This window comes from Mycobacterium sp. IDUB_36 (assembly GCF_055419225.1).
The window spans coordinates 3,394,318-3,417,505 of the sequence record NZ_JBVAXH010000001.1 but is presented as its reverse complement, the minus strand read 5'-3'; the positions used below and the strand labels follow the sequence as shown (position 1 = coordinate 3,417,505).

Here is a 23,188-nt window from a genome sequence, read left to right as displayed (position 1 = left end):
GGGACGGGAGCTACGCCGTTGGGAGGCGGCGCACTCCGAGGTATTGCAGGTAGCCCATCAGCGCGAAGTAACCGCTGCCGACCACGGTGGCGGCCACGCCGGTCTCGGTCAGCGGCAGCACGCCGGTGGCGAGCACGGCCAGCGCCGCGACCGTCAGGACGATGTTGCCGACGATGACGGCGATCCCGACCCGACGCAGGTCGGGGACCGCGGCGAGCCCGTACACAGCGAGGCCGCAGAACACCAGCAGGGCGCCCCCGATGAACTCGGCGACCGAGGTCAGACCGGTCACCGACGAAATCGAGTCCGCCATCAGCGCGATGAACAAGCCGACCGCTCCGCTCAGAGTCGCGTCGAGCCGCATGCCGAAGCGCAACAGGGAGTCGGTCGAGTCGTCGAATGGCCTGGCGGCCAGTGGAGTAACAGCGGTCATGTCGGAACTCCTTGCAGCTATGGGATCGAACACCTCTGAGCCTGCCGATCGGCGACTGCCAGATCGACACGTGGCACTGCCAGGCACTGCCATGCGCAGGTCAACGGTGTGATTCCGACCACGTATTCCGTGCCTAGCCGGTCTAAGCAGACCCGAGCGGCCGGATCGCGCGCCTCGCCCCGGGTTGAGCGGGCGACCACCCCGGGTCCGCTACTCGCTGGGGACCATCACCCGGCCGCGAAGATCGGCGGCGATCAGCTTCGCGGCGGCGTTCTGCCAGTTGTGCAGCGAGCGTTGCGGCACGTCGGTGACGAGCCACTGCCACGCTTGCCGGGCGGTCGGGTCCAGGCCCGCCGCGGTGGCGTTCTGGGCGTAGGCGCGCACCCCGACGACGTACGGGAAATACAACGAGTTGTAGTGGCGCCATTGCTCACTGGTGCCGAAGTCACCGCTGTCGCGCGGCTTGAGCGCCGCGATCCGGTCGGCCAGCAGCGCCTTGAGTTCGATGGCGCGCTCCAGCGGCTGATCCGGGGCGCCGCGGGCGGCCAGTCGCTCATCGATGGCGGGCAGCGCGGTCAGCGGGTTGGCCACCAGCTTGGACAGGTCGCCGTAGTGCCCCAGTGCTCGACGGGTCAGCCGCGCGAAGCTGTCGTCGTCGAAGCCGTCCAGCGGATCGGCCAGCCGCAACGGCAACGCGGACTGGGTGCGGCGCAACGTCTCTCGATCCGCCCGCAGCAACGGGGCCCGCGAGAACACCATCCGGTCGAGCAGGCCGGCTAGTGGATCGGCGAGCACCTGCACCGACGCCGCGATCGCCAGGCTGGTGAACAGCAGCACGGTCAGCGCGATCTGCGCGCCGCGCTGTCCGCGGGTCAACTCGATCGCGACCAGCATCTGGCCGCCGATCAGCGCGACCACCATGCCGGTGCCGGTGAACGAGCGCAGCATGTCCGCCCGCAGCGCCTGACCCTCGTCGAAGGCGTCCCACAGCGCCACCGCCACACCCAGGCAGAAGACGTCACAGCCCGTCGACGCCAGCGCCAGCCAACTCGGCACCACACCCAGCGGAATGATCAGGATCGCGTTGGCCAACGCGAAGAACATCGTCGCGGTGACGATCAGCCCGACGACCGGGATCGTCTGCGTGCGGCGCACCAGGGCGGCGACCATCGCGTACAGCGTGGACACCGAAATCACCAGGCACATCAGCACATGACCGACCCGCAGCGGACCCGCGACGGTGCCGGCTACCGCCGCTCCCGCCAGCGTCAGGGCCGCGACGACACCGACCGCGAGCACCTCGACGGAGCGTCCCCGGCCGCTGTCCCCCGGGCGGGCCAACTCGACGAGAACCGCGAACCAGGCGACCCCGGGCACGGCGACCAGATAGATCTCCACGTGGCCGAGAAACGCGGAGTGCGTCACCAGGCGCACGGCATCCAGCGCCACCGCCATCGCGAAGCTGCACAGTCCCACCGCGGAGAACACCAGTACCGGCTTGCGCGGATTGCGGGCCAGCAGATACAGCCCCAGCCACCAACTCAGCGAGAACACGAAAGCTGAGAGCGCAGCCATGCCCTCAGTCTTACATGCCTCAGGCGCCGTAGCGGCGGTGTCGCAAGCTGTAATCGCGCAGCGCGCGCAGGAAGTCGACCCGGCGGAACGCGGGCCAGTGCGCCTCGGCGAACCACATCTCCGAATAGGCGCTCTGCCACAGCAGAAAGCCGGACAACCGCTGCTCCCCCGAGGTTCGGATCACCAGGTCGGGATCGGGCTGGCCGGAGGTGTACAGGTTCTCGGAGATCGCATCGACGGTGACGGCTTCGATGAGCTCCTCGCCGCTGGCACCGTCGGCCAGCGCCTTGCCGAGCAGTCCGCGCACCGCCTCGGCGATCTCCTGTCGGCCGCCGTATCCGACCGCGACGTTGACGTGGAAGCTGGCGTTGCCGGTGGCGGCGGTGCCCTCGGTGCCGTTGACGGCGTCGCGCAGCCGACGGGCGGGCTCCTCGCCGATCAGCTCCAGGTCGCCGACCGTCCGCACGCTCCAGCCGTTGACCGGGGCGCAGATCTCCTCCACCACGTCGGTGATGATCTCGATCAGCGCGGCGAGTTCGGCCGGGTCACGACGCAGGTTCTCGGTGGACAGCAGATACACCGTGGCCATTTCGATGCCGGCATCCTGGCACCACCGCAGCATCTCGGCGATCTTGGCCGCGCCCATCCGGTAGCCGTAGGAGACATCCTCGTAGCCGGCGTCGCGCGCCCAGCGCCGGTTACCGTCGCACAGCACCGCGATGTGACGCGGCAGCGCCGACTTCGACGCCGCCAGTCCCTGCCGCAGCCGCAGCTCGTAGAGCCGATACAACGGTTCCTTGACGCGCGGCGGGATGATCTCCACAGGGAACCAGATTACTGTGGGCCACAATGCTCATCGGCGATCTGCCGCAACTCATGGAGGGCGATTGAGTCGCGAGACCGACGTGGCCACCACGGCTCACGACACGGACACTCCGCACGGCGTGGGAGACGTCGCCGAACACATCGCCGAGGGTGTCAAGGACACCGCGCAGGCGTTGGTCAAGCCCCGGGCGCGGGGCTGGATTCACTTGGTGTCGGCGGTCATCGCGCTGTTCGCCGGCGCCTCGCTGATCGCGGTGTCGTGGCCGATGGAAGGCCTCAAGGCGGGTCTGGCGACGTTCATCTACACCGTCGCCGTCGTCGGCATGTTCACCACCAGCGCGGTCTACCACCGGGTCACCTGGAAGTCGCCGCAGGCCCGCATGTGGATGAAGCGGCTCGACCACTCGATGATCTTCGTGCTGATCGCCGGCACCTACACACCGTTCGCGTTACTGGCCATGCCGCACGACTCCGGCGAGCTGGTGCTGTGGATGGTCTGGGGCGGCGCGCTGGCCGGGGTGCTGCTCAAGCTGTGCTGGCCGGCCGCGCCGAGGTGGGTTGGCGTGCCGCTCTACCTGGCCCTCGGCTGGGTCTCGGCGTTCTACATCGCGGTGATCCTGCACAACGCCGGAGTGGCCGCGATGGTGTTGCTGGCCGTCGGCGGTGCGCTCTACAGCATCGGCGGCATCATGTACGCGATGCACTGGCCGGATCCGTGGCCGCACACGTTCGGCTATCACGAGTTCTTCCACGCCTGCACCGCGGTGGCCGCGATCTGCCACTACATCGCGATCTGGTTCGCGGTGTTCAACGTCGACGTACCGCTGGCGCGCTAGAGCGGAGGCGCGCTAGAGCTGCGTGACGCTCTCCGGCGACCAGTAGGCCTTCATCGCCGCGATCTTGCCTTCGCCGTCGAACACCATCACGTCGATCGGCTCGATCACCATCCGGCTGTCGCCCGCGGTGATGGTGAGCTTGAAATGGAATGCCGCCTCGTGACCGGCCACCCGCAGCGTGACCAACTCGCACTGCCGCTGCACCGCCTCCATCGCCGAGTAGAAGCCGTGGATGGCGTGGCGCCCGATGTGCACCTCACCGCCGACCGGATCCTCGACGGTGGCGTCGTCGGCGTACAACTCGACAAGATCGTCCGCGGTGCCGCTGTTGACCAGGCTGATGTAGCGGTTGACGACTTCGGTGATCTGTTCCGCGCTTGGCATGGAAGGCACGTTACCGGGCGGGATTCGATGGCCCGTAGTGTCACCGGCTCATCATCCGGTCTGAGGCCGGCTTACCGGCTGAGCGTTTTTTGACACTGTTTCCAGAAACTTGTGAACGAGCTGTAGGACTTCTCCGGGACCCGGGGGAACATCCGTGGCATCTCGTCGCCGATTCCGCGCCAGTGCGAGACCGAGGGATGGCGCATGAATGCGAGGCGGTCGCCGAGCTGCAGATCGTCGAAATCGGCGACGACGATGTGCGCGCCGGGGATTTCCCGCGCACAGCGCACGAGGTACTCCGTCACGTGCGGGGCGACGGGGAACCGTGCGAACCAGCTGGGCTCGAACACGACGAGGCGGTTGGCATCTTCGTGTTCGCGCCAGCTCGCATTCAGCCAGAACGGGTGATAGAGCAGCGTCGGCTTGGACGGATCGATCGACGGCCTGCCGCCGGATGCCGGCGGCAGCCAGCTCAGTTCGAGGTCGGCGCGTTCACCGAGCCGATCGGGTACGGCCATATCGGCCAGCGCGCCGTAGCCGTGGTCGATGAAAGTTCCGTGTTGCTTGCGCGGCGAGTACTTGTTGACGTTCGTCTGGGCGGGCACATACTTCTTGTGGCTGTTGGTGCCGGCCACCCACTGCCACGACAGCATGTTGCTCGCCGGATCACCGTCGAGCAGGTGGTAGTACAGCCACCGACTGGGTTGCCACCAGTGCGTACGACCGATGTTGCAGATCAGACCGGCCAACCACATGCGCTCGTGGTTGTGCATGTACCCGGTCGCGTAGAGATTTCGCACGGCGTCATCGAGGGCCTCGATTCCGGTGTCGGCGTCAAGCACTGCCCGCGGGATGCGACGCGAGCTGACTGGGTGCTGAGGTCGCTTGAGGTCGCTGAAGATGGAATCGCCGAGGAATGTCCATTCCCGCTGCCAATACTCGCGCCAGGCCAACTCGAAGACGAACTTATACGCCGCACTAGGTGAGTGCCGGGAGAGGATCAGGTCGCGCACCTCGGGCAGCGTGACCAACCCGCGCGTAAGGAAGGGCGAGATCTCCGTTCCGCCGTCGGTGAAGTTGCGCTGCCGGGCATAGGTGGCGGCGTCGATGCGCGATATTCGATCGAGGATTTCCGAGCGGGAGGCGGGGAACGGCGACACGCTGCCGAGTTTAGGCAGCTGCTCCGACACGGCTCTGTGGTCAGCGCGGCTCAGCCGGACTCGTGCTGCGAGTCAAACGATTCCGCAGCTTCTTCAGGTGCCGGTTCATCGAGCGCACCAGAACACCACCGACCGCATCGTCACCGGGCGAGCGACGCAGCCAGTGCTTCGGCGCTGGTGACCGGTAGATCGCAGACCTGGCCGCGGCACACGTAAGCGGCATCGGCCCCGGCGACCCGGTCGCGGCCGGCGAGCAGCTCCGAAAAATCCACTGCGCCGCCGACGACGATCGCACCGCCGGGGGCCAGCCGGCGGGCATCGGTCAGCAGCGGCGAGTCCGGGCCGGCGCAGGCCACCGCGATCTGCAGCGGCCCGCGAACGGCTGCCTCGGCGACCGCCAGCCAGTGGCCGGCCGAACGGGGCGCGCGGGCCAGTAGCGGCGAATGTGCCTGCAGCGCATCGGTTACCGCCTGGCGGTAGCGCTCGGCATCGCTGAGGTGGGCCGCGGTCAGCAGGGCCTCGGCGATCGATGATGCGCCCGACGGTGTGGCGCCGTCGTACGGGTCGGCGGGTCGAAGCAGCAGTCGCTCGCCGTCGTCGGCGCTGTCGAACCAGCGGCCCGGGTTGTCGTGATCGGCGAAGTGCGCCAAGGCAATATCGAGTAGGTCGGTGGCGGTGGACAACCATCGAACCCGGCCGCTGAGCTGATACAGCGCGAGCAGCCCGGTGGCCAGCATCGCGTGGTCCTCCAGGATCGCGGCGCTCTCGCCCACCACGCCACCCAGGCTGGCCCGACGCAGCCGTCCGTCCACCAGATGCAGCGCGGTCAGTGCCGACGCGCAATCGGCTGCGGCGTCGGCCAATTCGGGCGCGGCCAGCGCCACACTGGCCTCGGCCAGCGCGGTGACCGCCAGCCCGTTCCAGCCGGTGACGATCTTGTCGTCGCGGCCCGGCTGCGGCCGACCCCGCCGGGCGGCCAGCAACGCCGACCGCACCCGCTCGAAGCGGGCCGGATCAGCCGCGTCGGCCGGCCGTTGCAGGACCGATGCGCCGTCTTCGAAGGTGCCGGTCGACGTCACGGCGAAAACCGAAGCGGCCCACTGCCCGTCGCGCTCGCCCAGGGTTTCGGCAAGCTGCTTGGGCGTCCACACGTAGGTCGACCCCTCGCGGCCGTCGGCGTCGGCGTCCAGTGACGAGGTGAACAGGGAGCCGTCACGCAACTCGTCGAGCAGGAAGTGGGCGGTCTCGGCGGTGACGCGACGGGCCAGCGGGTCACCGGTTCGACGGGCCCAGTGCGCGTAGGCGCGCAACAGCAACGCGTTGTCGTACAGCATTTTTTCGAAATGCGGTACCACCCAGTCATTGTCGACGCTGTAGCGGGCGAAACCACCGGCCAACTGGTCGTAGATGCCGCCGCGGGCCATCGCGGTCCCGGCGCGCTGAACGGCAGCCAGCGCCGGTGGTGATCCGGTGCGCTCCCAGTGCCGCAGCAACGCCTCCAGCAACGCCGACGGCGGGAACTTCGGTGCGCCACCGAATCCACCGCGCGCGGTGTCCTCGTCGCGCAGCACCGCGGCGACCGCGTGGTCGCACAGATCGGGTTCGACGGCCGGCCCGCCGCCGAACGAACCCGACATCGACCGCAGCTCGGTCGCGATCTGATCGGAGGTCTGCTCGACATCGGCCCGACGGTCTTTCCACGTCGTCGACACCGCTGAAAGTAATTGCAGAAAAGCAGCTTTGGGGTAGTAGGTGCCGCAGAAGAATGGCCGGCCGTCGGGCGTCAGGAAGCAGGTCATCGGCCACCCGCCCTGCCCGGTCAGCGCCACGGTGGCGTTCATGTAGACCGCGTCGATGTCGGGGCGCTCCTCGCGGTCCACTTTCACGCAGACGAACCCGGCGTTCATCGCGGCAGCCACGTCGGCGTCGTCGAAGGATTCGTGGGCCATCACGTGGCACCAATGGCACGCGGCGTACCCGATCGAGAGCAGGATCGGCACGTCGCGCTCCGCCGCCCAGGCCAGTGCGGCCGGCGACCACTGCTGCCAGTGCACCGGGTTGTCGGCGTGCTGGCGAAGGTAGGGACTGGCTGCCCCGGCGAGCTGGTTAGCCCCCGGACTCATGGTGCGGCGGCTCATGCGGTGGCTGGTCGATGGTGCCGTCGTCGACGGCCTGATCCGGCTCGGGATGCTGTGGGTCGAACGATTCCGGCAGCTTCTTCAGGTGGCGGTTCATCGAGCGCACCAGAAACACCACCGCGATCAGCAGCAGCACCACGAGCAGCAGGCCGAACGGGCTGGCCTTGCCGAAGTCGGGCCCGCTGTTGCGCGGGCCCTGATCAGCCAGCAACGCCCAGCCGGCCAGGTAGAGGTGCGTCACAACTCGTCCTCGATTCCGGCGAACAGGTCTGTCTCCGGCAGCCGCACCGGCACGCGCGAGCGGGCCAGCTCGAACTCCTCGGTCGGCCACAGCTCCTGCTGCCAGGAGATCGGCGCGGCGAAGAAGTCGCCCTGCGGATCGATCTGGGTGGCGTGCGCCCGCAGCGCGTCGTCGCGCTGCGAGAAGTACGCCGAGCACTCGACGCGCGTGGTCACCCGGTCGGCGTGCACGTCGTGCGCGGGATCCCAGTGCTTGAGCCACTTCTCGAACGGCCCGGTCTGCCCGCGCTTGGCGAACTCGTCCTGTAGCCGCTGCATGCGCTGACGGAGGAACCCGTGGTTGTAGTACAGCTTGGCGACCGACCACACCGGGCCGGCGTCCGGGAAGCGGCGGTAATCCCCGGCCGCCTCGTAAGCGGCCACCGAAACCTGGTGGCAGCGAATGTGATCGGGGTGCGGGTAGCCGCCGTTCTCGTCGTAGGTGGTCATCACGTGCGGGCGGAACTCGCGCACCACCCGGACCAGGGCCTCGGTGGACACCTCCAGCGGGACCAGCGCGAAGCAATCCGCCGGCAGCGGCGGCAGCGGATCTCCCTGTGGCAGACCGGAGTCGACGAAGCCCAGCCAGGTGTGCTCGACGCCCAGGATCTCGGCGGCCTTGGCCATCTCGTCGCGACGGACGTCCGCGATTCGCCCGTGCACCTCCGGCAGGTCCATCGCCGGGTTGAGGATGTCGCCGCGCTCTCCGCCGGTCAGGGTCACCACCAACACCCGGTGTCCCTCGTCCGCGTAGCGGGCAAGGGTGGCTGCGCCCTTACTGGACTCGTCGTCCGGGTGGGCGTGAACCGCCATCAACCGCAGTTCGCTCACGTGCTCCCTGACTGTGTGCTGCTGTCGTCTGCGCCTATAGTTCCAGGCCTAATAGTTCCATCCCGGATTCCGGGTCCCCAGCCCGCTCCCGTGGCCGGGCCCCCGGCACCGACCGCCACACATCATGACCGACTCCTCCTCGTCGACACCGCATACCCGGTACGGCCGCGGCCGCTCGCTGCGCCCGTCACAGCGTCGTGCCTCCCAGCTCGCCATCGTGGTCGCGGTGGTCGGAGTCGTCGTCGCCGCCATCGGCTATCTGCGGCTCGGCCGCAGCGACGTCGAGGGGACGCTGGCCGGCTATCGGCTGATCGACAGCCAGACCGTGTCAGTAACGATCAGCGTGACGCGAAAAGACCCGTCCCGCCCGGTCGATTGCATCGTCCGGGTCCGCGCGAAAGACGGCAGCGAGACCGGCCGGCGCGAGGTGCTGGTCCCGCCGTCACCTCGGGCAACGGTCCAGGTGACGACGGTGCTGAAGTCCAGCAAGCCGGCCGTCGTCGGCGACGTCTACGGCTGCGGCACCGATGTGCCCGGCTACCTGCGCGCGCCCTAGACATCGCCGCCCCGGCAAACTCGCTGACGAAGGCCGAACTGCGGAAATGCCGTCGTCTGGCTCCGTCACGGTGGTAAGCTGGTCCGATGCACGGTTCCGGCTGGGACCGTGTATTGCTGCATTAGCGGCCAGATGCGCCGCGCAGGGGGTACACCCGACTACTGGGGTCGGCAGTACACGCGGTGCCACCGCCCGGCAGTACGACCGACAGCCTGCAGAGGCGGACATCCGCCCGTTTGACACAACAAGGAGCACGACGAGATGACGGACACCCAGGTGACCTGGTTGACCCAGGAGTCACACGACCGACTGAAGGCCGAGCTCGATCAGTTGATCGCGAACCGTCCGGTCATCGCAGCGGAGATCAACGACCGCCGCGAGGAAGGCGACCTGCGTGAGAACGGCGGCTACCACGCCGCGCGCGAAGAGCAGGGCCAGCAGGAGGCGCGGATTCGCCAGCTGCAGGACCTGCTGAACAACGCGAAGGTCGGCGAAGCCCCGAAGCAGTCGGGCGTCGCACTGCCCGGATCGGTGGTCAAGGTGTACTACGACGGCGACAAGTCCGACACCGAGACATTCCTGATCGGCACCCGGGAGCAGGCCGTGCACGACGGCAAGCTCGAGGTCTACTCGCCCGCCTCACCGCTGGGCGGCGCGCTGATCGACGCCAAAGAAGGCGAGACCCGCAGCTACACCGTGCCCAACGGCAACACCGTCAAGGTGACGCTGGTCAGCGCGGAGCCGTACCACTCCTAGCGGCGCCCGCGGGACGTTAGCCGAGCGCCTGCTCCAGGTCGGCGATCAGGTCGGCGATGTCCTCGATGCCGACCGACAGCCGCACCAGGTCGTCGGGAACTTCCAACTGCGAACCGGCCGTCGACGCGTGCGTCATCGCCCCGGGGTGCTCGATCAACGACTCCACCCCGCCGAGCGACTCGGCAAGGATGAACACCCGGGTGTTGGCGCACAGTGTCTGGGCGGCGGCGCGCCCGCCGCGCATCCGCACCGACACCATGCCGCCGAACCCGTGCATCTGCCGCGCGGCGACCTGATGTCCGGGATGATCCGGCAGCCCCGGGTACAGCACCACGTCCACCGACGGGTGCTCGGCGAGGAAATGCGCTACCGCAGCGGCGTTTTCACTGTGCCGCTGCATCCGTAGCACCAGCGTCTTGAGGCCGCGCAGAGTCAGGTAGGCGTCGAACGGCCCCGGCACCGCACCGGCGCCGTTCTGCAGGAATCCGAACGCGGCGTCCAGCTCCTCGTCGCTGGTGACCAGCGCGCCGCCGACCACGTCGGAGTGTCCGCCGATGTATTTCGTGGTGGAGTGCAACACGATGTCAGCGCCGAGGGTCAACGGCTGCTGCAACGCAGGTGAGGCGAAAGTGTTGTCCACCAACACTTTTGCACCGGTATCGGCGCCGATCTGGGCGATCCCGGCGATATCGGCGATCGACAGCAGCGGGTTGGTGGGCGTCTCGACCCAGATCAGCCGGGTCTGCGGTGTGACCGCCGCCCGCACCGCGTCGAGATCGGACAGCGCGACCGGGGTGTGGTGCACACCCCACTGCGTGAAGACCTTGTCGATCAGCCGGAACGTCCCGCCGTACGCGTCGTCGGGTATCACCACGTGATCGCCGGGGCGCAGCACCGCGCGCAACACGCAGTCGCTGGCCGCCATCCCGGAGCTGAACGCGCGGCCGAAGGTGCCGTCCTCGACGGCGGCCAGCGCGGTTTCCAGCGCCTTGCGGGTCGGATTGCCGGTGCGGGCGTACTCGAATCCGCCGCGCAGACCGCCGACGCCGTCTTGGGCGAACGTGCTGCTGGCGTAGATCGGCGCGTTCACCGCACCGGTCGCCGGGTCGGGACGGTAACCGGCGTGGATGGCCCTGGTGGCCTGTCCCGCTTTTGCGAAGAGTTCGTGGTCGCTCATCGACGACCAGCCTAGTGAGCTGGCCCCGCCGTATCGGCCGTCCGGTCGCGCGGCAGGCACACCGTGGCCAACATCTTGTCGGCCAGCGTCTGCCGCTTGGCATCCCAGAGCGGAAACAGGTACCCGACGTAGAAGATGGCCGCGTCGACGGCATGGGCGAACTCGCGCAGCACCGACAAGCCGAACCCGATTGGCTCCCCGGTCTTCTCGCTGACGACCCGGAATCCCAACAGCGACTTACCGATGCTGGATCCGGTGGTGCCCTGCCGGTAGCCGAGGTTCCAGACGAAGTAGCCCACCGCCGCCAGCACTGCTATCCACATCACGGTGAGTCCAACCGTCGAGTATCCGACCGAGCAGATCTGCTCCACCGAGGTCATCGTGAGGTTGGTCAGACACGCACTGTCGATGGAGTTCTCCAGCACCAGCCAGCCCACGCCCAGGATCAGCGCCAGTGGCAGGTGGTCGATGACGTAGGCCGCGACCCGGGTCAGCCAGGGGGTGAACTCCTCGCGCGTCAGACCCCGCAGGACCGGTCCGGGCGGCGGTGGTACGTATCCCCCCGACGGCGGCGGCGGGGGCGGGTAGTTACCTCCCCCCGGCGGCGGGGGCGGCGGGGGCGGCGGGGGGGACGACGGTGTTTGTTCGGTCATCGGCAGCTTTCTGTGTGCGAGTGGGTGCTTGGCCCGCAGGCGGTTCGGCTACTTGCGTACTGATCCGGTGGACAGGAAGCCCAGCAGGTCGTATCGGGTGATGACGCCGACCGGCTTACCTTCCTCGACGACCATGACGGCGTCCAGATCCCGCAGTGTCTCGGCCAGCGCGCTGAGCTGTTCACCGGCGCCGATGATCGGCAGCGGTGGGCTCATGTGCGACCCGACGGCGTCGGCCAGACTGGCCCGGCCCTCGAAGACGGCCGACAGCAGTTCGCGCTCAGAGACGCTGCCGGCCACCTCGCCGGCCATCACCGGCGGTTCGGCGCCCACGACGGGCATCTGCGACACCCCGTACTCGCGCAGGATGCTGATCGCGTCACGCACGGTTTCCGACGGATGGGTGTGCACCAAATCGGGCAGGTGACCCGATTTGCCGCGCAGTACGTCGCCGACCGTCGGCTCCAGCGAGCCGTCCAGCCTGGTCCGCAGGAATCCGTACGACGACATCCAGGCGTCGTTGAAGATCTTCGACATGTAGCCGCGGCCACCGTCCGGCAGCAGGACGACCACCAGCGCGTCGGGTCCGGCCTGCTCGGCCACCTTGAGCGCCGCCACGACGGCCATCCCGCACGAGCCACCGACCAGCAGCGCCTCCTCGCGGGCCAGCCGCCTGGTCATGTTGAACGAGTCGAAATCCGACACCGCGATGATCTCGTCGGCGACGGTGGGGTCGTAGGCCTTCGGCCAGAAGTCCTCGCCGACGCCCTCGACCAGATACGGCCGTCCGGTGCCGCCGGAGTACACCGAGCCCTCCGGGTCGGCGCCGATCACGCGCACCTTCCCGCCGGAGGCGTCCTTGAGGTAGCGGCCGGCTCCGGTGATGGTGCCGCCGGTTCCGATCCCGGCGACGAAATGGGTGATCTGGCCGTCGGTGTCGGCCCAGATCTCCGGCCCGGTGGTCTCGTAGTGGCTGGCCGGCCCCTGCGGGTTGGAGTACTGATCGGGCTTCCAGGCGCCGTCGATCTCGTCGACCAATCGGTCGGAGACGTTGTAGTAGCTGTCCGGGTGCTCGGGTGGAACGGCGGTCGGGCACACCACCACCTCGGCGCCGTAGGCCCGCAGCGCGTTCCGCTTGTCCTCGCTGACCTTGTCGGGGCAGACGAAAACGCAACGGTAGCCCCGGTTCTGGGCGACGAGCGCCAGGCCGACCCCGGTGTTTCCCGATGTCGGCTCGACGATGGTGCCGCCCGGCTTGAGTTCGCCACTGGCCTCGGCGGCGTCGATCATCTTCACCGCGATGCGGTCTTTACTGCTCAGACCGGGGTTGAGGTATTCCACCTTGGCCACCACCCGGCCCGACCCCGGCGAGACGACCGAGTTCAGCTGAACCAACGGAGTGTTACCGATCAGCTCGCTGATGTGTTGCGCGATACGCATGGGTAGATGGTCTCAGGTGCGGGACGACCTCACCTAACCGGTGGCATCGCGGATGTACTCGCCGATCTGCCGCAGCGAGCGCGTGGCCTCGGGAATGATCGGGGCGCCGAGTTGGAAGTCGTGAATCTGCCCGGGCCAGACCCGCACCTCGGTCGGGACACCGGCCGCCGCCAGCGCCTGGGCGGCGAGTCGGGCGTCGTTCAGCAGCACCTCCGACCCCGACACGTGGATCAGCGTGCGGGGCAGTCCCGACTCGACATGGTCCAGCGGCTCGTAGAGCGACTCGGGTTGACCGTCGACGACACGCTTGCGGGCCGCTTTGGCGACCAGGGTGAACAGCGCGTCAAATGCCTTGGCGGGGAACATCGCATCGGTCTTGATGTTCGGGTGCGCCTGCTTGGGCTCCTTGGCCAGCTGCAGCAGCGGCGAGATCGCGACCAGGGCGGCCGGCTCCTCGTGGGCCTGCTGAAGGCGCTGCGCCAGGGCCAGCGCCAGGTATCCGCCCGCGGAGTCGCCGGCCACCACGATCTGGTCCGGTGCGAAGCCGCGCAGCCGCAGCCAGCGGTAGGCGTCGTGGCAGTCGTCCAGCGCCTGGCCGACGGAGTGCTTCGGGATGAGCCGGTAGTTGACCACCAGCACCGGGGCGTCGGCGAACTTGGACAGCGCGTTGACGATTCGGCCGTGCGAGTTGACCCCGCACGTCAGGAAGGCACCGCCATGCAGGTACAGCACCACCCGTCGCTTGCCGTCGGCCGGCAGCACGCCCGGCGCGCGCACCAGCTGCGCGTTGCAGTGCGGTAGGTCGACGGTGGTTCGCACGGTGCCCGGCCCGGGAAGAAGCGCCCGACAGGCGAAGTCGAGCACGCCGAACGGGAACGGGACGTGCGGGATGTAGCTGACCACGCCCAGAGCGGGGCGGATCGTCAGCCGGCAGGCCAACGCGGCCACCATGCCGGGCAGGCTGGGTCCGCTTTCGATGACCTCGACGGGCGTGCCGTCTTTGACGGGAAACCTGCGGGCCCGCAACACGTCACGGGCGCGAAGAGCGGTCCGGGGCGAACCTGAAACCTTGCTCGGTGCGGTCATGCTCAACACTCCTACGCCGTTGTAGTGCATGTCGACGAGGTATCCAGGCGCTGAGCCAACCCCGATTACTTAGCTTGACACTTTAATTAGTTCGAACAATCAAAGAGTCTGATTCGATATCAAGATTGCCCCGACCCGTGATGGCGCAAGAGCAGGGCTGCCGGACGGCCGGTTGATGGGCACTTAAACTGGACGGCGTGGTACGACGCGCACCGCGGGGTTCGATGGTCGCGCTGGCCGCAGCGGGCGCGCTGGCATCGACCGGCACCGCCTATGTGGGGGCGCGAAACCTGCTGATCGGGCAGGCCGCGAAGGCGCGCACCCTGATCCCGAAGTCGTGGGATGTGCCGCCCCGCGCCGACGGCCTCTACACCGCGGGCGGTGGTCCGGTGCAGCGCTGGCAGCGCGGCATGGACTTCGACCTGCACCTGATGATCTTCGGCGACTCGACCGCGACCGGGTACGGCTGCCGCACCGCCGAGGAGGTGCCCGGGGTGCTGATCGCCCGCGGGCTGGCCGAACAGAGCGGCAAACGAATCCGGTTGAGTACCAAGGCGATTGTCGGTGCCACGTCCAAAGGCTTGTCCGGACAGGTCGACGCGATGTTCGTGGCCGGCCCGCCGCCGGACGCCGCGGTGATCCTGATCGGCGCCAACGACGTCACCCGGTTGAACGGCATCGGTGCTTCCGCGCGACGCCTCGGCGCGGCGGTGCGACGCCTGCGTGCCAGCGGCGCCGAGGTCGTCGTGGCGACCTGCCCCGATTTCGGTGTGGTCAAAGCGATTCCACAGCCGCTGCGCTGGACTGTGCGCACCCTCGGGCTACGACTCGCCCGCGCCCAATCCGGCGCGGTGCGTTCGGCCGGGGGCGTGCCGGTGCCGCTGGCGTCGCTGATCAACGACGAGTTCAAGCATTCCGCGCATCTGATGCTGTCCGACGACCAGTTCCACCCGTCGGCCGCCGGTTACGCGTTGGCCGCCAGCCAGCTGCTGCCGGCGTTGTGCCATGCGCTCGGTGACTTCGCCGGCCAGCCGTTGCCCGCGTTGCCGTCGTCGACGGCGACCGAGGCCGGACCGGGCTACTCGATGCTGCGGTTGTTCTCCCGGCTGTGGCGGCGGCCCACCACCGGGGTGCCGGCGCCGATCGTGGCGACCACCTCCGGCTAGGCCGTTGAACGGCCCGCATCGTCGTGGGACTAAATTCGGGGCCAGACCACACCCCATTCGGGGCCGGACCACACCCCAGAAAATGGAGCCCTCATGCCGGAAGCCGTCATTGTCTCAACTGCTCGCTCGCCGATCGGTCGCGCGATGAAGGGGTCGCTGGTCAACGTGCGACCCGACGACCTGGCGGCGCAGATGGTGCGCGCCGCGCTGGACAAGGTGCCGGGCCTGAACCCCCACCAGATCGACGACCTGATCCTGGGTTGCGGCCAGCCCGCCGGTGAGGCCGGTTACAACCTGGCCCGGGCGGTCGCCGTCGAGCTCGGCTACGACTTCCTGCCCGGCACCACGGTCAACCGCTACTGCTCGTCGTCGCTGCAGACCACCCGGATGGCGTTCCACGCGATCAAGGCCGGCGAGGGCGACGCGTTCATCTCGGCGGGTGTGGAGACCGTCTCGCGCTTCGTCAAGGGCAGTGCCGACTCGTGGCCGGACACCAAGAACGCACTGTTCGACGAGGCGCAGGAGCGTTCGGTCGCCGCGTCCGCCGGCGCCGACGAATGGCACGACCCCCGCAGCGACGGCAACATCCCGGACGTCTACATCGCGATGGGGCAGACGGCGGAGAACGTCGCACTGCTGACCGGCGTCAGCCGCGAAGACCAGGACCACTGGGGCGTGCGCAGCCAGAACCGCGCCGAGGAGGCCATCAAGAGCGGCTTCTTCGAACGCGAGATCACCCCGGTCACGCTGCCCGATGGCAGCACGGTCAGTGCTGATGACGGGCCGCGCGCCGGCACCACCTACGAGAAGATCAGCCAGCTCAAGCCGGTGTTCCGGCCCAACGGCACCGTCACCGCAGGCAACGCCTGCCCGCTGAACGACGGCGCCGCAGCTGTCGTGATCACCAGCGACACCAAGGCCAAGGAGCTCGGCCTCACGCCGCTGGCCCGCATCGTGGCCACCGGCGTCAGCGGTCTGTCGCCCGAGATCATGGGCCTGGGTCCGATCGAGGCGAGCAAGCAGGCACTGCAGCGGGCCGGCCTGTCGGTCAAGGACATCGACCTGTTCGAGATCAACGAGGCCTTCGCCGTGCAGGTGCTGGGCTCGGCGCGCGAACTGGGCATCGACGAGGACAAGCTGAACGTGTCCGGTGGCGCCATCGCCCTGGGCCACCCGTTCGGCATGACCGGTGCCCGGATCACCACCACGCTGCTGAACAACCTGCAGACCTACGACAAGACGTACGGCCTGGAAACCATGTGCGTCGGCGGCGGTCAGGGCATGGCGCTGATCATCGAGCGGCTCAACTGAGGTCGGCGCGCTGACCCTGCGCGCACCTGCCCATCAAAAAAGCCGGCACGCTTGCGTGCCGGCTTTTTTGCTGTCTACAGCTAATCGTTCTGCAGGTAGCTGAGCAGCCGCAGGATCTCGATGTAGAGCCAGACCAACGTGACGGTCAGGCCCAGCGCGATTCCCCACGCGGCCTTCTCCGGCGCGCCGGCGCGGATCATCTGGTCGGCGGCGTCGAAGTCGATCAGGAAGCTGAACGCCGCGAGGCCGATGCAGACCAGCGAGAAGATGATCGCCAGCGGGCCGCCGCTGCGCAGGCCCAGGCCTTCGCCGTGGCCGACGCCGAACATGCCCAGCACCAGGTTGCCCAGCATCAGGGCCAGCACACCGAACATGGCTGCCACCATCATCCGGGTGAACTTGGGTGTCACCCGGATGGCGCCGGTCTTGTAGACCACGAGCATGCCGACGAACACACCGAGCGTGCCCATGATGGCCTGGCCGATCATGGCGCCGGCGCTGGTGCTCGACACCGAGAAGTTGGCCAGCAGGAACGAGATCGCTCCGAGGAACAGGCCCTCCAGCGCCGCGTAGGTCAGCACGATCGCGGGGTTGTCCTGCTTGCGGGCGAACGTCGCGATCATCACCATCGCCAGGCCGCCGAAGGCCCCGACGAAGGTGAACGGGGTGGCCAGCGCCTGGTTGGCCTGGACCATGAAGTACGAGACAACCGCGACGGCCGACAGCACCGCCAGGGTGATCCCGGTCTTGGTGACAACGTCGTCGATGGTCAGCGGGCGCGAAACACCGGACCGCTGGTCGGCGTACGGAGCATAGGGGTCAGCCTGGTGAACTGACTGGGTCGCGGCGCCCGCGACGCCGCTCCCGAACTGCGCGTATCCGCCACGCTGCTTGGGCAGCGAGCGAAATACCGGGTTACTGGTCTCCCGCACCGTCGGTTCCTCTCGTGAGCTGTGGATTGAGAACTGTTCGAATATCCGATCAACGAACCGTAGCCCTGCCAGGTTCCCCGCGGGACCACTCGCAATAAACCTTACCCGCGGGCATCCCCGGCGGGGTAACGATCTAGATTGCCTGTCAGGCCCCGACCAGCGACTCGACCAGAGATTCAAAGAATATTCATCGAGGGAGACTGCGCGCGTGAAGGACGAATCCGACGACATTCTGCGCCGTGTCGACAACGGCATCGGCTTTCTGACGCTCAACCGCCCCAAGGCGATCAACTCGCTGAACCAGAACATGGTGGACGGGTTGGGCGCGGCCCTGACGCAGTGGGCGCAGGACTCCGACGTCAGCGCCGTGGTGCTCGCCGGGGCCGGTGAGCGCGGGCTGTGCGCCGGCGGCGACGTGGTGGCGATCTATCACAGCGCACGCGCCGACGGCGCCGAGGCGCGGAAGTTTTGGCACGACGAGTATCTGGTCAACGCACAGATCGGCAGCTTCCCGAAGACGTACGTGTCGCTGATGGACGGGATCGTGATGGGTGGCGGCGTCGGCGTCGGCGCGCACGCCAACACCCGGGTGGTGACCGACACGTCGAAGGTGGCGATGCCCGAGGTCGGCATCGGCTTCATCCCCGACGTCGGTGGGGCCTATCTGCTTTCCCGCGCGCCCGGGTCGCTGGGGCTGCACGCCGCCCTGACCGGCGCTCCGTTCTCCGGAGCCGACGCCATCGCGCTGGGTTTCGCCGACCACTTCGTGCCGCACGACAAACTCGACGCGTTGACCCAGTCCATCGCCGACGACGGCGTCGAGCAGGCGATCGCCACCCACGCTGTCGAACCGCCACCCAGTAATCTTGTCGCACAACGTGATTGGATCGACGAATGCTTCACCGGCGAGACCGTGGCCGACATCGTCGCCGCGTTGCGCGGCCATAGTGCCGCCGCGGCCAACGACGCCGCCGACCTGATCGCCTCCCGCTCCCCCATCGCGTTGTCGGTGACACTGGCGGCGGTGCAGCGCGCGAAAAAACTCGACACGCTGGAAGCTGTTCTCGCTCAGGACTATCGGGTGTCGTCGGCGTCGCTGCGTTCTCACGACCTGGTCGAGGGCATCCGCGCGCAGCTGGTCGACAAGGACCGTAATCCGAAATGGTCGCCGGCCTCGCTGGCGGACGTGACCGCGGCGGACGTGGAGGCTTACTTCGCACCCGTCGACGACGAACTGACGTTCTAGAAAGGCAGCGATGACCACCTACGAGACGATCCTGGTCGAGCGGGACGACCGAGTCGGCACGATCACCCTCAACCGGCCGAAGGCGCTGAACGCACTGAACAGCCAGGTGATGGACGAAGTCACCTCCGCGGCTGCAGAATTCGACAGCGACCCGGGCATCGGCGCGATCATCATCACCGGCTCGGAGAAAGCTTTCGCCGCCGGCGCCGACATCAAGGAGATGTCGAGCAAGACGTTCTCGGAGGTGTTCGACGCCGACTTCTTCGCACCGTGGGCCAAGCTCGCCGCGGTGCGCACGCCGACCATCGCCGCGGTGGCCGGATACGCCCTCGGAGGCGGCTGTGAGCTCGCGATGATGTGTGACGTCTTGATCGCCGCCGACACCGCCAAGTTCGGCCAGCCGGAGATCAAGCTGGGTGTGCTGCCCGGCATGGGTGGTTCGCAGCGGCTGACCCGCGCCGTTGGCAAGGCCAAGGCGATGGACCTCATCCTGACCGGTCGCAACATGAACGCCGAGGAGGCCGAGCGCAGCGGCCTGGTGTCGCGGGTGGTGCCCGCGGCCGATCTGCTCACCGAGGCCAAGGCCGTCGCCACCACGGTCTCGCAGATGTCGCGGTCGGCCTCGCGGATGGCCAAGGAAGCGGTGAACCGAGCCTTCGAGTCCACGCTCGCCGAGGGCCTGCTCTACGAACGGCGGCTGTTCCATTCGGCGTTCGCCACCGACGACCAGTCCGAGGGCATGGCCGCGTTCATCGAGAAGCGGTCGCCGAACTTCACCCACCGCTGAGGACGTCGGTGAGCGGGTCGGGGCCGCCGCGCCGCGACGCCTGGTGGGTGCGGCACTACACCTTCACCGGTACCGCGGTCGGACTGGCGTTCGTCTGGTTCTCGATGACGCCGTCGCTGCTGCCGCGGGGACCGCTGTTCCAGAGTCTGGTCAGTGGCATCGCCGGTGCGACCGGATACGCGATCGGGGTGTTCGCGGTGTGGCTGGTCCGCTTCATGCGGTCGCGGGACAGCAGCCCGCCCGCGCCGCGGCTCGCCTGGCGCGTCCTGATCGCCGTCGGCGTAGTCGGCATGGTCGCGATGGTGGTGTGGTTCCACGTCTGGCAGGACCGGGTGCGCGACCTGATGGGCGTCAAACACCTCGCCCGGATGGACTATCCGTTGACGACGGTGTTGTCGTTGGTCGTGCTGTTCGGCATCGTCGAAGCCGGCCAGCTGATCCGCCGGCTGATCCACTTCCTGGACCTGCGGCTGGATCGCTTTGCGCCACCGCGGGTTTCGGCGGTGATCGTGGTGTCGTTGCTGATCGTGCTGACCATCGCGCTGCTCAACGGCGTGGTGGTGAAGTTTGCGATGCGGACCATGAACAACACCTTCGCCGCGGTCAACGACGAGCTCGATCCCGACACCGCCGCGCCGCGGACACCACTGCGGTCCGGCGGCCCGCAGTCGCTGGTGTCCTGGGAGTCGCTGGGCCACCAGGGCCGCATCTTCATCCGGGGCGGTCCCAGCGTGCAGCAGCTCACGGCCTTCAACCGCGCGCCCGCGACCGAACCGATCCGGGCCTACGCGGGACTGAACTCCGCCGACGGCATCACCGCCGCGGCGGAGCTGGCCGCGCGAGAGTTGCAGCGGGCGGGCGGTTTACAGCGAGCGGTGATCGCGGTCGGTACCACCACCGGCACAGGTTGGATCAACGAGGCCGAAGCCGACGCGCTGGAGTACATGTACAACGGCAACAGCGCGGTCGTCAGCATGCAGTACTCCTTCCTGCCGAGTTGGCTGTCGTTCCTGGTGGACAAGGAGAACGCCCGGCACGCCGGGCAGGCGCTGTTCGAGGCCGTCGACCGGTTGGTGCACCGATTGCCGGAGGCGCAGCGGCCCAAGCTGGTGGTGTTCGGCGAGAGCTTGGGCTCGTTCGGCGGCGAGGCGCCGTTTTTGAGCCTGAACAACGTGCTGGCCCGTACCGACGGCGCGCTGTTCTCCGGGCCGACGTTCAAGAACACCATCTGGACCGACCTGACCGCGACGCGCGACCGTGGCTCCCCGGAATGGTTGCCGATCTACGACCGCGGCCGCAACGTCCGCTTCGTAGCACGCCCCGGCGACCTGAATCGTCCTGCCCCGCAATGGGATACGCCACGAGTGGTGTATCTGCAACATGCGTCCGACCCGATTGCGTGGTGGCACCCCGGCCTGTTGTTCAGTGAGCCGGACTGGTTTCGCGAAAAGCGCGGCTACGACGTCCTTCCCGAGACCGCGTGGATCCCGGTGGTGACGTTCCTGCAGATCTCGGCCGATATGGCGGTCGCGCAGGATGTTCCGGACGGGCACGGGCACGACTACGTCGGCGATGTCGCGGACGGGTGGGCGGCGGTATTGCAGCCGCCGGGATGGACTCCGGACAAAACCAGGCGGCTGCGGCCGCTCTTGCACGCCAGCGATGGCTAACGCCGGGTGAACGGGCGCTGTGAGTGTGCGGAGAGTCTGCGCCACCCGCTACGCCGCTAGACGGACTGGTGGCAGTATCCCCCTTACTCGGGATCCCGCGGAGGGAGTGGTCGATGACCTGGACATTTGCCAAGATCGTGGCGGCTGGGGCGCTGACCGCCCTGCCGGTCTGCGCGGTGAGCCTGCCCGCGTGCGCGGCGGCCGCCCCTGGGGTGACGCACAGCGTGCAGCCGGCCCCGGCGGATCCACCGAACGACCCGACTCCGCCCCCACCGCACGGGGAGTACTACAACCCCAACGACTCGAACGACTGGTGGGTCAGCGGTGACGCCGGCGGAGGGGGCGGCTGAGCCGGGAGGTCAAGCCGAACCGAGCACTCCGGCGGCGGCCAACGCGTGGTAGCCGCCGACCACGTCGGTCGCGCGGTGCAGTCCGAGCTCCTGCAGCGCCGCGGCGGCCAGGCTCGAGGTGTATCCCTCCGAGCACAACACCACCCACTCGACGTCGTCGCCGACGGCTTCGGGCAGTCGGGCGTCGCTGGTGGGATCGCAGCGCCACTCCAGCACGTTCCGCTCGATGACCAGCGGATGCAGGCCCTCGGGCACTTCACCCTCACGCGAGCGCTGAGCCTGCGGCCTGATGTCGACGAGCAGCGCGCCGCGCCGCAGCGCCGCGGGGACCTCGTCGGCGGTCAGGCGGCGCAACCGCGTCCGCGCCGACTCGAGCACGTGGTCGATTCGGCTCACGACTTCTCCGGCTGATCGGTCAACTCGGTTCGCTTGCGCCGCAAACGATGTTCGTCGGTCACCTCGTAGTAGGACATCACGGTCAGCGGCGGTGAATAGGCGTGCACACTCAACGAGGGTTCCTGCGGGCCGGACAGGGCCGCCACCGAGGCGCGTGGACCGGTCGGCGCCCACACCACGTCGTGCACCCAGCCCAGCGGGAAGGCGGCCTGATCACCGGCCTGGAGTCGCCGGCAGCGCAATTGCTCTCCATCCCAACGGAATTCGTCCAGTGATCCGGACAGCAAGGTGACGGCGCCCAGCGATCCGCCGTGGTCGTGCAGCTCGGTGCGATGCCCCGGCACCCAGCTGATCAGCCAGACGTCGACCTCGTCGTCGCCGTGCAGTCGGGCGAACCAGCGGTCGTCGGTAGGCACTCCGCCCGGCGGGACAACGTGGTCGTAGCGGCCGCTGAGCACGTCGTCAGCGGTCCGATCGGTGAGGTGCAGTAGGTCGGCCAGGCGCAGCCGGGTCGGGCCGGGGACCGATCGCAGCCGCGATGGCCGGGGCAGGACGGGCGCGGGTGCGACGTGTGCGGAAAGCATGCAGGAAGACTCCAGAGCGAACGGGCGTATTGAGGGGCGGCGGCTAGGAGGGCCGACAACACTCCCAATTCCGCGTTCGCTGCGTCACGGCCGCCAGTGTTGCATAGATTGAGCTGATGCGGCGGTGCCCAACTGTTCCCCTGACGTGGGGCGCGGCCGCACTCCTGGGCGTTGCGTGGGCCGCCGGCGGATGCTCGTCCAGCGAGCCGAAACCCACCCCGGGCGCCGCGACTCCGTCGAGCGTCGCGGCGCGGCCACCCGCCGCGCCTGGCGCCATCGCGACCAATCCCGCGGGAGTCACGACCAAGATCGACGTGCCCGCGCACTCCACCGAAGAGGAGTACTACCAGGCGTGTCATGCGGCGACGGTGTGGATGCAGGGCCACCCGGGCGATCACAGCACACTCGCCGAGCGGTACCTGGCGGCCGTTCAGACACCCGGCACGGTCGGGCCGGGCACCTGGAACATCGCCTGGGCCGCACTGCCGCTGGCACGGCAGGCCGGGGTGATCGTCGCGGCCCGCGCAGCCGCCGACAACGAATGCGGCTGAGGCGCACACGGGCCCACGCCGCAATTCGAATCACGATTGATGAAACCCGGGCCGGGCAGGCGAAGA

At 68.3% G+C, this 23,188-nt stretch carries 25 protein-coding genes; 10 read left to right on the top strand and 15 right to left on the bottom strand.

Annotated elements, in window-relative coordinates; translation table 11 throughout:
- Positions 1–10: 10 nt before the first annotated feature.
- The 3 genes from ACZYW1_RS16985 to ACZYW1_RS16975 form a co-directional block, all read right to left on the bottom strand.
- Positions 11–433: a hypothetical protein gene (locus ACZYW1_RS16985; RefSeq protein ID WP_463787348.1), complete on the bottom strand. Its 423-nt coding sequence runs from the start codon at positions 431–433 to the stop codon at positions 11–13.
- A 210-nt stretch (positions 434–643) separates the two neighbouring features.
- Entirely contained in the window at positions 644–2,008 is a 1,365-nt protein-coding gene (locus ACZYW1_RS16980; RefSeq protein WP_463787347.1) for a hypothetical protein, read from the bottom strand.
- A gap of 19 nt (positions 2,009–2,027) precedes the next feature.
- The gene (locus ACZYW1_RS16975; RefSeq protein WP_463787346.1) at positions 2,028–2,831 is read right to left on the bottom strand and encodes a (2Z,6E)-farnesyl diphosphate synthase; all 804 of its coding nucleotides are present in this window, start codon (positions 2,829–2,831) and stop codon (positions 2,028–2,030) included.
- Positions 2,832–2,895: 64 nt separating this feature from the next.
- Here ACZYW1_RS16975 and trhA point away from each other — a divergent pair, with 64 nt between their 5' ends.
- Positions 2,896–3,669 (top strand): PAQR family membrane homeostasis protein TrhA, encoded by a 774-nt coding sequence (gene trhA, locus ACZYW1_RS16970; protein ID WP_463787345.1) that lies wholly within the window; start codon positions 2,896–2,898, stop codon positions 3,667–3,669.
- 12 nt (positions 3,670–3,681) lie between these two features.
- Here the strand turns inward: trhA and ACZYW1_RS16965 are convergent, their stop codons facing one another.
- The 5 genes from ACZYW1_RS16965 to mca all read right to left on the bottom strand — a co-directional run bounded on the left by ACZYW1_RS16965 (position 3,682) and on the right by mca (position 8,461).
- A complete protein-coding gene (locus ACZYW1_RS16965) occupies positions 3,682–4,053 on the bottom strand; it encodes a nuclear transport factor 2 family protein (protein WP_463787344.1) in 372 nt (123 codons plus the stop codon).
- 71 nt (positions 4,054–4,124) lie between these two features.
- A complete protein-coding gene (locus ACZYW1_RS16960; protein WP_463787343.1) occupies positions 4,125–5,213 on the bottom strand; it encodes an FAD-binding domain-containing protein in 1,089 nt (362 codons plus the stop codon).
- Between the two features lie 140 nt (positions 5,214–5,353).
- Positions 5,354–7,336 carry a thioredoxin domain-containing protein gene (locus tag ACZYW1_RS16955; RefSeq protein ID WP_463787865.1) on the bottom strand — a complete coding sequence of 661 codons (1,983 nt, stop codon included), beginning with the start codon at positions 7,334–7,336 and terminating at the stop codon, positions 5,354–5,356.
- Positions 7,320–7,592, bottom strand: coding sequence for a hypothetical protein (locus ACZYW1_RS16950; protein WP_463787342.1), 273 nt, complete (start codon positions 7,590–7,592; stop codon positions 7,320–7,322). The genes ACZYW1_RS16955 and ACZYW1_RS16950 overlap by 17 nt, the downstream gene beginning before the upstream one ends.
- Positions 7,589–8,461, bottom strand: a complete 873-nt coding sequence (mca, locus tag ACZYW1_RS16945) for a mycothiol conjugate amidase Mca (RefSeq protein ID WP_463787341.1) — start codon at positions 8,459–8,461, stop codon at positions 7,589–7,591. The genes ACZYW1_RS16950 and mca overlap by 4 nt, the downstream gene beginning before the upstream one ends.
- A 124-nt stretch (positions 8,462–8,585) precedes the next feature.
- On the opposite strand from mca, the gene ACZYW1_RS16940 reads away from it, so the two are divergent.
- Together ACZYW1_RS16940 and greA are read left to right on the top strand one after the other, a co-directional pair.
- Positions 8,586–9,017, top strand: coding sequence for a DUF4307 domain-containing protein (locus tag ACZYW1_RS16940; RefSeq protein WP_463787340.1), 432 nt, complete (start codon positions 8,586–8,588; stop codon positions 9,015–9,017).
- A gap of 261 nt (positions 9,018–9,278) precedes the next feature.
- On the top strand, positions 9,279–9,773 hold the full coding sequence (gene greA, locus ACZYW1_RS16935; RefSeq protein WP_285190814.1) for a transcription elongation factor GreA: 495 nt from the start codon (positions 9,279–9,281) through the stop codon (positions 9,771–9,773).
- 16 nt (positions 9,774–9,789) lie between these two features.
- Here the strand turns inward: greA and ACZYW1_RS16930 are convergent, their stop codons facing one another.
- From ACZYW1_RS16930 to ACZYW1_RS16915, 4 genes are read right to left on the bottom strand one after another with little or no spacing between them, the layout of a single operon-like run.
- Positions 9,790–10,950, bottom strand: coding sequence for a cystathionine gamma-synthase (locus ACZYW1_RS16930; RefSeq protein WP_463787339.1), 1,161 nt, complete (start codon positions 10,948–10,950; stop codon positions 9,790–9,792).
- A gap of 11 nt (positions 10,951–10,961) precedes the next feature.
- Positions 10,962–11,603, bottom strand: coding sequence for an RDD family protein (locus ACZYW1_RS16925; RefSeq protein ID WP_463787338.1), 642 nt, complete (start codon positions 11,601–11,603; stop codon positions 10,962–10,964).
- Between the two features lie 48 nt (positions 11,604–11,651).
- The gene (locus tag ACZYW1_RS16920; RefSeq protein ID WP_463787337.1) at positions 11,652–13,043 is read right to left on the bottom strand and encodes a cystathionine beta-synthase; all 1,392 of its coding nucleotides are present in this window, start codon (positions 13,041–13,043) and stop codon (positions 11,652–11,654) included.
- Positions 13,044–13,076: 33 nt separating this feature from the next.
- Complete coding sequence (locus tag ACZYW1_RS16915; RefSeq protein ID WP_463787336.1) at positions 13,077–14,129, bottom strand: alpha/beta hydrolase; 1,053 nt, start codon at positions 14,127–14,129, stop codon at positions 13,077–13,079.
- 224 nt (positions 14,130–14,353) lie between these two features.
- On the opposite strand from ACZYW1_RS16915, the gene ACZYW1_RS16910 reads away from it, so the two are divergent.
- Both ACZYW1_RS16910 and ACZYW1_RS16905 read left to right on the top strand, forming a co-directional pair.
- Positions 14,354–15,295 carry an SGNH/GDSL hydrolase family protein gene (locus ACZYW1_RS16910; protein WP_463787864.1) on the top strand — a complete coding sequence of 314 codons (942 nt, stop codon included), beginning with the start codon at positions 14,354–14,356 and terminating at the stop codon, positions 15,293–15,295.
- A gap of 93 nt (positions 15,296–15,388) precedes the next feature.
- Entirely contained in the window at positions 15,389–16,606 is a 1,218-nt protein-coding gene (locus ACZYW1_RS16905) for an acetyl-CoA C-acetyltransferase (protein ID WP_463787335.1), read from the top strand.
- 80 nt (positions 16,607–16,686) lie between these two features.
- Here ACZYW1_RS16905 and ACZYW1_RS16900 read toward each other — a convergent pair whose 3' ends face one another.
- Positions 16,687–17,538, bottom strand: a complete 852-nt coding sequence (locus ACZYW1_RS16900; RefSeq protein ID WP_463787334.1) for a Bax inhibitor-1/YccA family protein — start codon at positions 17,536–17,538, stop codon at positions 16,687–16,689.
- A 208-nt stretch (positions 17,539–17,746) separates the two neighbouring features.
- Here ACZYW1_RS16900 and ACZYW1_RS16895 point away from each other — a divergent pair, with 208 nt between their 5' ends.
- The 4 genes from ACZYW1_RS16895 to ACZYW1_RS16880 all read left to right on the top strand — a co-directional run bounded on the left by ACZYW1_RS16895 (position 17,747) and on the right by ACZYW1_RS16880 (position 21,591).
- Positions 17,747–18,784, top strand: a complete 1,038-nt coding sequence (locus ACZYW1_RS16895; RefSeq protein WP_463787333.1) for an enoyl-CoA hydratase/isomerase family protein — start codon at positions 17,747–17,749, stop codon at positions 18,782–18,784.
- Between the two features lie 10 nt (positions 18,785–18,794).
- Positions 18,795–19,571 (top strand): enoyl-CoA hydratase, encoded by a 777-nt coding sequence (locus ACZYW1_RS16890; RefSeq protein WP_463787332.1) that lies wholly within the window; start codon positions 18,795–18,797, stop codon positions 19,569–19,571.
- On the top strand, positions 19,568–21,241 hold the full coding sequence (locus tag ACZYW1_RS16885; protein WP_463787863.1) for an alpha/beta hydrolase: 1,674 nt from the start codon (positions 19,568–19,570) through the stop codon (positions 21,239–21,241). The genes ACZYW1_RS16890 and ACZYW1_RS16885 overlap by 4 nt, the downstream gene beginning before the upstream one ends.
- 113 nt (positions 21,242–21,354) lie before the next feature.
- Complete coding sequence (locus tag ACZYW1_RS16880) at positions 21,355–21,591, top strand: hypothetical protein (RefSeq protein WP_463787331.1); 237 nt, start codon at positions 21,355–21,357, stop codon at positions 21,589–21,591.
- A 9-nt stretch (positions 21,592–21,600) separates the two neighbouring features.
- On the opposite strand, the gene ACZYW1_RS16875 is transcribed toward ACZYW1_RS16880, so the two are convergent.
- Entirely contained in the window at positions 21,601–21,987 is a 387-nt protein-coding gene (locus ACZYW1_RS16875) for a rhodanese-like domain-containing protein (protein WP_463787330.1), read from the bottom strand.
- Positions 21,984–22,571 (bottom strand): cysteine dioxygenase, encoded by a 588-nt coding sequence (locus ACZYW1_RS16870; protein ID WP_463787329.1) that lies wholly within the window; start codon positions 22,569–22,571, stop codon positions 21,984–21,986. The genes ACZYW1_RS16875 and ACZYW1_RS16870 overlap by 4 nt, the downstream gene beginning before the upstream one ends.
- Before the next feature lie 116 nt (positions 22,572–22,687).
- Between ACZYW1_RS16870 and lpqV the strand changes: the two genes are divergently transcribed.
- Positions 22,688–23,122 (top strand): lipoprotein LpqV, encoded by a 435-nt coding sequence (gene lpqV / locus ACZYW1_RS16865; protein ID WP_463787328.1) that lies wholly within the window; start codon positions 22,688–22,690, stop codon positions 23,120–23,122.
- The last annotated feature ends 66 nt before the right edge of the window (positions 23,123–23,188 follow it).

What these genes read in the sequence shown, in the direction of transcription:
- ACZYW1_RS16985 (WP_463787348.1), bottom strand. Translation starts at nt 433, where the DNA reads ATGACCGCTGTTACTCCACTGGCCGCCAGGCCATTCGACGACTCGACC.
- ACZYW1_RS16980 (WP_463787347.1), bottom strand. Translation starts at nt 2,008, where the DNA reads ATGGCTGCGCTCTCAGCTTTCGTGTTCTCGCTGAGTTGGTGGCTGGGG.
- ACZYW1_RS16965 (WP_463787344.1), bottom strand. Translation starts at nt 4,053, where the DNA reads ATGCCAAGCGCGGAACAGATCACCGAAGTCGTCAACCGCTACATCAGC.
- ACZYW1_RS16955 (WP_463787865.1), bottom strand. Translation starts at nt 7,336, where the DNA reads ATGAGTCCGGGGGCTAACCAGCTCGCCGGGGCAGCCAGTCCCTACCTT.
- ACZYW1_RS16940 (WP_463787340.1), top strand. Translation starts at nt 8,586, where the DNA reads ATGACCGACTCCTCCTCGTCGACACCGCATACCCGGTACGGCCGCGGC.
- greA (WP_285190814.1), top strand. Translation starts at nt 9,279, where the DNA reads ATGACGGACACCCAGGTGACCTGGTTGACCCAGGAGTCACACGACCGA.
- ACZYW1_RS16930 (WP_463787339.1), bottom strand. Translation starts at nt 10,950, where the DNA reads ATGAGCGACCACGAACTCTTCGCAAAAGCGGGACAGGCCACCAGGGCC.
- ACZYW1_RS16925 (WP_463787338.1), bottom strand. Translation starts at nt 11,603, where the DNA reads ATGACCGAACAAACACCGTCGTCCCCCCCGCCGCCCCCGCCGCCCCCG.
- ACZYW1_RS16920 (WP_463787337.1), bottom strand. Translation starts at nt 13,043, where the DNA reads ATGCGTATCGCGCAACACATCAGCGAGCTGATCGGTAACACTCCGTTG.
- ACZYW1_RS16915 (WP_463787336.1), bottom strand. Translation starts at nt 14,129, where the DNA reads ATGACCGCACCGAGCAAGGTTTCAGGTTCGCCCCGGACCGCTCTTCGC.
- ACZYW1_RS16910 (WP_463787864.1), top strand. Translation starts at nt 14,354, where the DNA reads ATGGTCGCGCTGGCCGCAGCGGGCGCGCTGGCATCGACCGGCACCGCC.
- ACZYW1_RS16905 (WP_463787335.1), top strand. Translation starts at nt 15,389, where the DNA reads ATGCCGGAAGCCGTCATTGTCTCAACTGCTCGCTCGCCGATCGGTCGC.
- ACZYW1_RS16890 (WP_463787332.1), top strand. Translation starts at nt 18,795, where the DNA reads ATGACCACCTACGAGACGATCCTGGTCGAGCGGGACGACCGAGTCGGC.
- ACZYW1_RS16880 (WP_463787331.1), top strand. Translation starts at nt 21,355, where the DNA reads ATGACCTGGACATTTGCCAAGATCGTGGCGGCTGGGGCGCTGACCGCC.
- ACZYW1_RS16870 (WP_463787329.1), bottom strand. Translation starts at nt 22,571, where the DNA reads ATGCTTTCCGCACACGTCGCACCCGCGCCCGTCCTGCCCCGGCCATCG.
- lpqV (WP_463787328.1), top strand. Translation starts at nt 22,688, where the DNA reads ATGCGGCGGTGCCCAACTGTTCCCCTGACGTGGGGCGCGGCCGCACTC.